This window comes from Nostoc parmelioides FACHB-3921 (genome assembly GCF_014696625.1).
GTDB lineage: Bacteria > Cyanobacteriota > Cyanobacteriia > Cyanobacteriales > Nostocaceae > Trichormus > Trichormus parmelioides.
The window spans coordinates 55,145-65,733 of record NZ_JACJQL010000037.1; the positions used below are offsets into that span (position 1 = coordinate 55,145).

At 42.1% G+C, this 10,589-nt stretch carries 7 protein-coding genes; 5 read left to right on the forward strand and 2 right to left on the reverse strand.

The window, feature by feature from the left end:
* Positions 1–172: 172 nt before the first annotated feature.
* From H6G14_RS21460 to H6G14_RS21475, 4 genes are all read left to right on the forward strand, one after another.
* The gene (locus H6G14_RS21460) at positions 173–3,991 is read left to right on the forward strand and encodes a CHAT domain-containing protein (RefSeq protein WP_190569420.1); all 3,819 of its coding nucleotides are present in this window, start codon (positions 173–175) and stop codon (positions 3,989–3,991) included.
* A gap of 49 nt (positions 3,992–4,040) precedes the next feature.
* Complete coding sequence (grxC, locus tag H6G14_RS21465; RefSeq protein WP_190569422.1) at positions 4,041–4,352, forward strand: glutaredoxin 3; 312 nt, start codon at positions 4,041–4,043, stop codon at positions 4,350–4,352.
* Between the two features lie 90 nt (positions 4,353–4,442).
* Positions 4,443–4,886, forward strand: a complete 444-nt coding sequence (tadA, locus tag H6G14_RS21470; RefSeq protein WP_190569439.1) for a tRNA adenosine(34) deaminase TadA — start codon at positions 4,443–4,445, stop codon at positions 4,884–4,886.
* A gap of 113 nt (positions 4,887–4,999) precedes the next feature.
* Positions 5,000–5,860: a lysophospholipid acyltransferase family protein gene (locus H6G14_RS21475; RefSeq protein ID WP_190569424.1), complete on the forward strand. Its 861-nt coding sequence runs from the start codon at positions 5,000–5,002 to the stop codon at positions 5,858–5,860.
* Here the strand turns inward: H6G14_RS21475 and H6G14_RS21480 are convergent, their stop codons facing one another.
* A complete protein-coding gene (locus H6G14_RS21480) occupies positions 5,861–7,972 on the reverse strand; it encodes a S8 family serine peptidase (protein WP_190569426.1) in 2,112 nt (703 codons plus the stop codon).
* Positions 7,973–8,147: 175 nt separating this feature from the next.
* Here H6G14_RS21480 and H6G14_RS21485 point away from each other — a divergent pair, with 175 nt between their 5' ends.
* Positions 8,148–8,726 (forward strand): hypothetical protein, encoded by a 579-nt coding sequence (locus H6G14_RS21485; protein WP_190569427.1) that lies wholly within the window; start codon positions 8,148–8,150, stop codon positions 8,724–8,726.
* A gap of 305 nt (positions 8,727–9,031) precedes the next feature.
* Here the strand turns inward: H6G14_RS21485 and psbA are convergent, their stop codons facing one another.
* The gene (gene psbA, locus H6G14_RS21490) at positions 9,032–10,114 is read right to left on the reverse strand and encodes a photosystem II q(b) protein (RefSeq protein WP_190569429.1); all 1,083 of its coding nucleotides are present in this window, start codon (positions 10,112–10,114) and stop codon (positions 9,032–9,034) included.
* Positions 10,115–10,589 lie beyond the last annotated feature (475 nt).

Here is a 10,589-nt window from a genome sequence, read left to right on the forward strand (position 1 = left end):
TTTGTAGAAAGAGGCTAGGCGTTGGCATAGGTTCTTACAGCAAGTTTACTACACATAAATATGAAAAACTCTATTAATTTTAGTGGATTTCACGTAAATCATGAATTATCATGAGTTGTTCAACACAGCGATCGCTACAATCTAGGGTAAATAAAATTTAAGAGTATGGCAAATGCTCACTCGGCTATTTCAGTGGCTTAAAACTTTTGACAAGCACCCTGTTGATGATCCACAAACTGATTATTTCAAGGGTGTCAAGGAACAGGTGGCAGAAGAACCACCTGAGCTAACTAATGCGGATTTAGAACTGTTGTTTAATCAGTTGCTGCAAGGTGTGAATCAAGGGCGGGGGCAGCAGTGGGCAATGAAGTATTTGCACCGGATGGAAGACCGCATTAGTGTTGAGCGCTGGATAGATTGGCTGCTGGTGTTTGGGGAAAAATTACTGATGTCACCTGCACCAAATCATCATTTAGGTAGACAAATGGTGACTTTGGGTGAACTGGGGATTGGCAAGGTAGGAGAGCTTTCTTATGATATTGGCATCCGTTTACTAGATAGGGAATTTATAGAAATAAATGAAGTGAATGAGGAGACAGAAGTATCATCAACTACAGTTCACCAAACTAGCGATCATCTCCCAGATTCGCCGGGACAGGAATTAATCCGCGATCTCGGAGATTTATTATGGGAGTCCACTGAACCAGAAACAGCTACTCACCAGACACTTGATGAAGATACAATCACAAGCTTGCAAGAACTGAGTTGGGAATATAACGCAGTCCCCACTGGCTCAGTTAATGAGGATACAATCGAAAATTTGCAGGAACTGAGTTGGGAATATCACATATCTCCCACTAAATTAATGGATGACAACATCATCGAAAATCCACCAGAACTTGGCTGGCAAGAGCCAATAGCTCCAACTGATGTAGTTGATGTCACCACAGTAGAGAACTTACAAGAACTAAGTTGGGAATATCAGCAAGCTGAATTTACAGCACCAGCTTTACTAATGCCGGCACAAGAAGATGTCATCAGTAACTTAAGTGAATTGGTATTAGATTATCGAGAACAAAACTCAGCAGCCATAGTATCCACCCAAAGTGATTGGGATCAGTCTTTAGTCAATTTAGACCCCAATGTTGCTTACACTTTGGATGAGTTAATGGTGCGGTTGGATCAAAGTACTAATTTAGTCCAGCAATTGGCGGCTAATTTGATAGGACAGGCCAACCAACCGTCAGCTATTATCAATGAATACTCCAATGCTTTTGTCAAGGCACAAGAATTATTTTATCAAGGGTTGCAGTTAGCTAAGACTGGTGATTTGTTAGGGGCGATCGCTACCTATGAGCAAGCCATCCAATTAAACCCCAATTCCTATGAATACTGGTTTAATCGCGGTTTAACATTATTCCATTTAGAACGGTTTGTGGAAGCGATCGCCTCCTATGACCAAGCTATTGAAATTAAACCGGATTACTACAAGGCTTGGTATAATCGGGGCGGGACTTTGGGTCAGTTAGGACTGTATGAAGAAGCAGTGGCCTCACTCAAACAAGCGATTAGTATTCAGCCTGATATGCCGGGGGCTTGGTCTAGTAAGGGTTGGGCAGAATTGAAGTTGGGGCAAATTGGGGAAGCTATTGCTAGTTACGACGAAGCCCTGCTTTTATCACCAGAAGACCAAGAAAATTGGTATTACCGAGGTATTGCTTTAGGTGTAGATGAACAATACGAAGCGGCAATCGATTCCTACGACAAAGCCTTAGAGATTCAACCAGACTTCCATGAGGTGTGGATTGACCGGGGTGTAGTTCTATTTAATTTAAAACAATGGTCGGCAGCGATCGCCTCTTGGGATCAAGCTTTATCAATTCAGGCAGATTTTTACTTAGCTTGGTATAACCGGGGTGTAGCTTTAGAAAATTTAGGCCGTCGTGAAGAAGCGATCGCATCTTATAAGCAAGCGATAGAAATTAAGCCAGATTTTCACCTCGCCTGGTATAACCAAGCTGTAGCACTATTTTATTTAGAACGATTTTTAGAAGCGATCGTTTGTTATGACAATGCTTTACAAATCAAGCTGGACTATTGGGAAGCTTGGATTGGTCGTGGGACAGCTATTGGTAATTTAAATGAGACGGAAACATCACTAAATTTATTAACTACCATAGCTGCGATTAATTCTGCCTTAAAGCAAGCTGGTTATGAAGGTAAATTAGCTAGTTATCAGGAAGGTTTAAAACATATTCGCCCAGACACCCACCCAGAAGGTTGGGGAAGATTACATTTGGCGATCGCTAATACTTATTATGAGCAAGGTAAAAAATATTCTACATCCCGTAATTATTGGCGCAAAGCTGTAACCGAGTACAATCAAGCCCTATTAACCCTCACAAGTGCAGGTTTTCCTCAGTTACATTTAGAAGTTCTCCAATCTCTTGTGAAAGCATTGTTAGGACTGGGACAAACAACACAAGCCCAAGAATTTCAGCAACGCGGCTCAAGGTTATTACAACAATTACTGAGTGAACCGACTCGCACCGCAGAAATTAAAAAACAACTGGCACTCAAATTTGCGGGATTCGGACAATTAGCCGTTGATGTAGCTGTAGAATATGGTGATTTGGTAGAAGCTTGGGAAATAGCAGAACAGGGAAAAAATGCTTGTTTAACTTGGTTGTTATGCGGCTGGAACGCAGATATTCAACCACTAAATTATCGTGCAGTTCAACAATTACTTAATCCCCATACCGCAATTATTTACTGGCATATTAGCCCAGTCGCCTTACACACCTTTATTGTCAAAGACCAAGCCCCGTCACCAATTCTTGTTTTCACACCAGTCCAAGATTTAGGGGCAATTAACGCCACACCTCTGCAAGATTTACCTCTACCCGAAGCTATGAGGCGACTAATTGCCTTTGAAAATTGGTTAGAAGATTGGCAGCAAAACTATCAAGATTATCATCAACAAGCCCAAGACCAACAAAGCAAAAGTAATCATCCTTGGCGGTTGGAAATGGAATACAAGCTATTGCAGCTAAAAGAAATTCTAGAAATTGACACCATTCAACAAGAACTTGAAGATATTACTCAACTAATTTTAGTTCCCCACCGTGATTTATTTAGAGTTCCTCTTCATTGCTTGTTTCAAATGTCTAACTCCTCGGAAGCAATATCAAATGCAGATATCGCCTATCTGCCAAATATTCAAATAGCTCTATCAGCCAAAAATGCCAATATTGGCCAGTTTGTCAATCAAACATTATTGAGTGTTGAATATCCTGATAGTACAGCTTATCAGACCTTGAGATTTGCTAACTTAGAAGCCGAAGTTGTTAGCCAGATGTTTAACAATCGTCAACGGCTCCAAGGTGTAGACGCTACTAAAAATAATTTTGAAGATGCCTTCTTTAGCAATTATAGTGTGTTGCATTTCGCAGGTCAGGCAATTAATAGTTTAACAGATCCTCAAAGATCAGAATTAGCCCTAGCAGGTGAAGATAAATTTACCTTGACAGAAATCTGCGAAACAAATTTATCAACTTATAACTTAGTAACTCTCTCCACTTGCGAAACTGCAATCAACACTCACCAAGTAACTACCAGTGAATATGTAGATTTAGTGAGTGCGTTTTTCTACAAAGGTGTTTCCCAAGTCGTCAGCACTCTCTGGACTGTAGAATCATCAGCCAGCGCTTTAGTCATCATTGAGTTTTACCGCCGATTACAGTTAGTACAATCAGCAAGTACAGCTTTAGCAGAAGCTACAAGTTGGCTTAGAGAATTAACTGCATCGGAATTAACCCAGTGGTATGAAGACTTACTCAACAACCTAGACCCACAAGAGTTAAAGCTCAGAGCTTATTTAGCAACACATTTGTATAGAATTAGCAAAATGCCTGCTGATAAAAATCTATATTCTCATCCTTATTATTGGGCAGCATTTACAATTACAGGTAAGCCGACTACAACAAAGTAACAATTCAAAATCCAAAATATTTTGGACACAAATCTATAAAATAAAATTTATGTTGAACTTATTTAATCAACTTTTCGGACGTTCTCCAGCAAAAATTAAAGCCAACGTAGAGATATATACTTGGCAAACCTGCCCCTACTGCATTCGTGCCAAATTGTTACTGTGGTGGAAAGGCGTACAATTTACAGAATACAAAATTGATGGCGACGAAGCGGCCAGAGCTAATATGGCAGAACGTGCCAACGGCCGTCGCACAGTACCGCAAATTTTCATCAATAACCAACACATCGGCGGTTGTGACGATCTTTATGAGTTAGATACAAAAGGTGAACTTGATCCCTTACTAGTACAGCCAGCATAAATTCAGTACTGAAAATACAATTACTTAATTGTGAATTTTGCATTGCCCACAGGAGTTGACTACCCCGAATATCTCATATACCGCCAATGGATGAGTCATGCCCTAGAACTAGCAAAGGTGGCAGGAGATGCGGGTGAAATTCCCGTTGGCGCGGTAATTACTGATGCTAGCGGTAATTTGATAGCGGAAGGAGAAAATCGTAAGGAGCGAGACCAAGACCCAACCGCACACGCGGAAATTGTGGCATTGAGGGCGGCTACTAAGATTTTACAAACTTGGCGACTACATGAATGTACTTTGTACGTCACCCTAGAACCTTGTCCAATGTGTGCTGGCGCTATTGTCCAGGCGCGGTTAGGAAAGCTTGTCTATGGGGTGGACGATACCAAAACTGGCGCGATTCGGACTGTTTTAAATATCCCTGACAGTGCGGCTTCTAATCACCGCTTACAAGTTATCGGAGGTATTCTAGAATCAGCCTGTCGTCAGCATTTGCAAAGCTGGTTTATAAATCGGCGGTTGCAAAGCAAGTAACGGACAGACGTAAAACTGTCCAGCTGCTATGACACAAGTCACGGAAGAAAATCTACGGTGGAACTACGTTAATATCACACCCCACTTTTACCGGACAATTCGCAGCTACCAACATGATCGAATTTTTCTCTGTGTCTGATACTCGCCAAGCACAACCAACAAATACGCTCGTCCCTCCTCAGGTAGCTGTGACTACTTCCAAGGTTTCTCCTTGGTTGAGTCCTGTATTGTATTTTGTTGGTAATTATCTCTTACTACCGTCATTTTTTGGGCGCATTTCCATTACTGGACAAGAAAATATTCCCAAGATAGGCCCTGTGATTTTGGCTCCAACTCATCGAGCTAGGTGGGATTCCTTGCTCTTACCTTACGCAACTGGGCGTTACGTTACCGGTCGAGATTTAAAATTCATGGTGACTAAGACTGAATGTCGAGGGTTGCAAGGCTGGTTTGTGCGGCGCATGGGTGGCTTTCCTATAGATACTCAACATCCTGCTGTTTCTACTCTGCGCCACGCGGTGGAATTACTCCAACAAGGACAAATGTTAGTCATTTATCCAGAGGGCAATATTTTTCGGGATGGTAAATTGCATCCGCTCAAGTCAGGAATTTCCCGTCTAGCTTTAAGCGCGGAATCTAGTCACCCAGGTTTGGGGGTGAAAATATTGCCCATTAGCATTAATTACAGTCAGCCTTATCCTTGTTGGGGTACAGATGTGAACATTCACATTGGTTCGGCAATTAATGTCCAAGATTACACCAATGGTAAGGTGAAGCAAAACGCTAAACGCCTGACAGAAGATTTAACTAGGGATTTACAAAACTTAAGTGATTCAGAACTAGCCTTCAGTCATCATGATGTTGCAGAAGTTAGCAATTCTCCCATAGTGAGCGTCAGCGACTCGAATGAGCGGCCGAATGTCCGAGGGGGAGCAACAGGCGGCAGAAGAGAACTATTGACTGTTGACTATTAACTAAATCCCTAATGTTAATTCCCAACTGTTGAGTCTGCCCACATCTTGGGGTGAGTAGTCAATTATCCATAACTGCCAATTGCCTGTGGCTGATTGTGAGAGTAACTGTTTCAGGATAGGATGCGATCGCACTCCATAAGTTATTTGTAAATCAGTGCGATTTCCTAAGGTACGATTTTGCAATAGCACTTGCTGATTATTGGGGGCGATTAAATAAATTTCTATATCCCCTAAAAAATCATGAGTTAAATTAACGGCGACTTGAATATCTTTAACGCTGCTGGCATCAGAAACAGCGATCGCGCTTTTAATCCCTTGTATATTATTATCGGGAATCTCTAATCGATTAGAATTGCTCAATTTGACTTGTTTACTAGCATCTGATGGCGTGGTTCGTTGTTGAAATGCAACTTGCACGGCCCTAGCAGCATTAACCTTGCCATAACCGAACCACTGAGAATAACCATTTTCATCATATTTACCTTCACTTAACCCCAGTTGGGGGTCGGGGTCAGGGTCTACGATTTTATCTGCCGTTGTTTCTAAAATTCGTTTGACTTGTTGGGCTGTCAAATCGGGATTAACTGATAAAACTAGGGCTGCTACCCCCGCAACTACAGGTGTGGCGCTGGAAGTACCACCAAAGTTACTAGTGAAGTTACCAGGGTCATAACCTGCGGCTCCTACTATATCGGTCGTGAGCATTCCTAACCCACTCAAGTTAGTTTTAATGCTTGGTTGTGTATACAAAAAACCTTTTTCTGGAAAAGACATTCCCGGTGAGGCATTGTTACTAGGCGCACATAGAGAAATATTCAGTCCCCAATTACTGTAGGCAGCTTTTCTGCTCATACTGGTAGATGCAGCGATCGTCATCACATCAGGATGTACGCCAAAACCATTTAACCAATCTGTCACACCTTGTAGAACATTATCTGGCCAATCTTGTTCATAAATAGCGCCACTAACTGGACGGTTGGCGTTACCAGCCGCGAATAGGACTACGCAACCTTTACCATTACGTCCACGAGTAGCAGCCCTGGTAATAGCAGCTTTTTGACGCAATGATAAGGGGAAATACACCGCCGAAGCTCCCCAACTGCAAGAAATAACACTGGCTCCTTTTTCTATAGCCCAGTTGAATATCTGCTCAATGGATTCGTCATCTAAAAAGCCTGTGGTACGGATAGGCATTAATGCACAACCAGGAGCAACCCCGACAATTCCTGTACCTGTTTCTTCCGCTAAGGCTATGCCAGCACAAGCAGTACCATGACTCTTTTCTTTTCCCCCTGGTAAGGGTAAAAAGTCATTTTCTCTTAAATCTCTAGGGGCTACAATCTTACCGCTACCTTGAAAATCTGGGTGATTTAAATCAAAGGAGTCATCCACCACAGCCACCACAACAGAACGGACACCGCGTGTCATGTCCCAAGCCTGTTCTACAGCGATGTGGGAACTGGCAACCAATTCATGACCACCGTTGTGATTGAGATACCATTGCTGGGGATAAAGGTTGTCACTGGGTTTATAGTGGGTTTCCGTTTGTATTAACACATTCGGTTCAGCCGCCAAAACTTCGGGGATGCTTTGTAATTGATTAGCAATTTTGACGGGATTTTCTGTAGCTTGTTTGCTAACCAAAAATACAAACGCATTTGGTAAACCGGGAATTGGCTTGTCTTGAACTAGGTTGAATTGAGAGGCTATGAGGGTAATTTTGACAGCATCTAACTTAGGCGCAAATTGAATTGTAATTTGGTCACTGAGATAAACAAATGTCCCAGGATTATCCTTAACGGTGTAAGCATGACTAGCAAAAGTGACATTTTGGTCAGCGCGGGCTTGAGCGATCGCCTCTTCTATTTGGTTGGGCGCAACCTGGTATAGTTCTAATTGAGCTTGGGTAATACTGCTATGCCAAATACCCCAACTAACCTGAGATAATTGTTGCATAGGAAAATCGGTGACAAAACGGATGGTGAAGCGGTCTAAGGCCTTTTCTAGTATCAATTCTTCACCACCCCTTTGCAGAACTAATCCCAAGTTGCTTGCACCTGTGGTTGAAAAATCAGAAGGGTTATTGCGTTGACTACCGTAGGTATCGTTCATAGTAGCGATTATGGTTAATGCACGGGCTAGGGGAACTCAATTAAACCGATTTTCTGTCTAAATCAAAGAGACTCAGTACTTAGCTTCGCTTTGTTAAAAACGCAAACAGAGTTAAGATACCCGAAGTTTCTCTATATTGATCTGTTTCTTAATAGTTGTTGCACAAATTGATCCCATGAACTTCGCGGAACCTGCTTCTGTAATTCGTTTGACTTCCCTCTCGGTAATAGCAGTCCTTGGTCTGCTTGCACCTGTGAATGCTCAAAACCCACAGCCTATTGACCCCAATAGTCCAAATAACTTGCGTCCTACAGCTCAAAATAACAGCTTATTGAGCATCGAAGGTGGAGAACGTTTAATGAAAGAAGCAGAACAAGCGGTTGCTGCTCAAAACTATACTTTAGCTGCCAAAAAACTCCAAGAAGCTCGACAGGTATACAATCAGTTATCAAATTTTTATCAAGATTTAAACTCTAGTTTTTCGGGAATTGACAATAGAGTTTCTGATTCTCAACGTCAAAGAGCTTTATTAACAGCTCAAAAGCGAGATGAAGCAACCTATCAGTTAGCATTGGTACATCGCGCTCAAAACCAGGCAGAATTGGCTGTACCCTTATTGGTGCAAATTATTAGAAGTCAAAACCCAACGCGAGATTTAGGGAAGAAAGCTTATCAACAGTTGTTTGAGTTAGGTTTTGTTGATGCACCTTTTCCCCGACAAGGTGGTAATCCAGCGTCCTCATCACAGAAATAAATAATTAAGTTCCTGTTGTATTTCTATTGCTCCCTTCCTGCTTGTTGGCTGTGGCAAAAGGCCGCAATGGTAGGATGGGATTTTTTATATCTAAAGAACTTCGATTTGATTATTGAAAATATTTGCCAGTAGTGTTAGGACATCAATAGATAATACAACCTAGACACAACAAGACTTTTCACCCAGTCACCAGTCCCCAGTTCCTAGTCCCCAGCTATATGTAAACTATCGAACAATTAGCCACGCAAAAAGCGCCCTTCCAATTTGCATGGAAGAGCGCTTTTTTAATTAACTAAAACTGAAGATTAACCGTTGATAGCAGGAGCGGTTAAAGCAACAGGAGCAACTTCACCAGCAGCCAAGTCTAGGGGGAAGTTGTGAGCGTTACGCTCGTGCATTACTTCCATACCCAAGTTAGCGCGGTTGATGATGTCAGCCCAGGTATTGATGACACGACCTTGTGAGTCGATGATGGATTGGTTGAAGTTGAAACCGTTCAAGTTGAACGCCATTGTGCTTACGCCCAACGCGGTAAACCAAATACCGATTACAGGCCATGCAGCTAGGAAGAAGTGCAATTGACGGCTGTTGTTGAAGGACGCGTATTGGAAGATCAAACGACCGAAGTAGCCGTGTGCTGCAACGATGTTGTAGGTTTCTTCTTCTTGACCGAATTTGTAACCGTAGTTCTGAGATTCGATTTCGGTTGTTTCACGAACCAAGGAGGAGGTTACCAAAGAACCGTGCATTGCAGAGAACAAGGAACCACCGAATACACCAGCTACACCCAACATATGGAAGGGGTGCATCAAGATGTTGTGTTCTGCTTGGAACACAATCATGAAGTTGAAGGTGCCGGAGATACCCAAGGGCATACCGTCGGAGAAAGAACCTTGACCAATGGGGTAGATCAAGAATACTGCTGTAGCAGATGCCAAAGGTGCAGAGTAAGCTACGCAGATCCAAGGACGCATACCTAAGCGGTAAGACAATTCCCACTGACGACCGAGGTAGCAAGCGCATCCGATCAAGAAGTGGAAAACTACCAATTGGTAAGGGCCACCGTTGTATAACCACTCATCTAAGGAAGCTGCTTCCCAGATGGGGTAGAAGTGCAAACCAATAGCGTTGGAGGAAGGAACAACTGCACCAGAGATGATGTTGTTTCCGTAGATCAATGAACCTGCTACTGGTTCACGGATACCATCGATATCTACTGGAGGTGCAGCAACGAAAGCGATGATGAAGCAGACGGTAGCGGCTAGCAGGGTAGGAATCATCAACACGCCGAACCAACCAACATAAATGCGGTTTTCGGTGCTGGTGATCCATGTGCAGAACCGTTCCCATACGTTAGCGCTACTACGCTGTTGTAAGGTTGTGGTCATTTTTTTATGATTGCTTTGGATTTGTGCAGATTAATCAGACGTTTTTTAGACTTGCGCCTGTCTCATAAAATTTACATGAATTCACGCAAATTTACTAGACAAACAACGCATTAATTAATAATTCTTAATGTTAATTATTCCCCCTATCTTTGGGAATCCTTGTATTTCTTTGGTTTGAAAGTTAATCAACTATAGATATCAGTAAGCCTTTGAGATTAAATCAACATTTATTAAGTAATGTAAAACAATATATTGAGTAATGTAAAGCAATAGCAGCTGATTTTTTAGTAAGAAGCTAAAGTCTTTTCTGGGACTAAAGTTCCAACCAAAAATCTTTATTTATTTACGTCGTTTTAGTGAGAAAACTATAGGACTTACGCATTGACAAAATGGCAAAAGAGTGGATTGATAAAAAGTATCATCTACTCACTAGGTATCGAACAATCAGAGAAATCAGCAAACCCTCGACAGCACA

What these genes read in the sequence shown, in the direction of transcription:
- H6G14_RS21460 (WP_190569420.1), top strand. Translation starts at nt 173, where the DNA reads ATGCTCACTCGGCTATTTCAGTGGCTTAAAACTTTTGACAAGCACCCT.
- psbA (WP_190569429.1), bottom strand. Translation starts at nt 10,114, where the DNA reads ATGACCACAACCTTACAACAGCGTAGTAGCGCTAACGTATGGGAACGG.
- grxC (WP_190569422.1), top strand. Translation starts at nt 4,041, where the DNA reads ATGTTGAACTTATTTAATCAACTTTTCGGACGTTCTCCAGCAAAAATT.
- H6G14_RS21475 (WP_190569424.1), top strand. Translation starts at nt 5,000, where the DNA reads ATGATCGAATTTTTCTCTGTGTCTGATACTCGCCAAGCACAACCAACA.
- H6G14_RS21485 (WP_190569427.1), top strand. Translation starts at nt 8,148, where the DNA reads ATGAACTTCGCGGAACCTGCTTCTGTAATTCGTTTGACTTCCCTCTCG.
- H6G14_RS21480 (WP_190569426.1), bottom strand. Translation starts at nt 7,972, where the DNA reads ATGAACGATACCTACGGTAGTCAACGCAATAACCCTTCTGATTTTTCA.
- tadA (WP_190569439.1), top strand. Translation starts at nt 4,443, where the DNA reads ATGAGTCATGCCCTAGAACTAGCAAAGGTGGCAGGAGATGCGGGTGAA.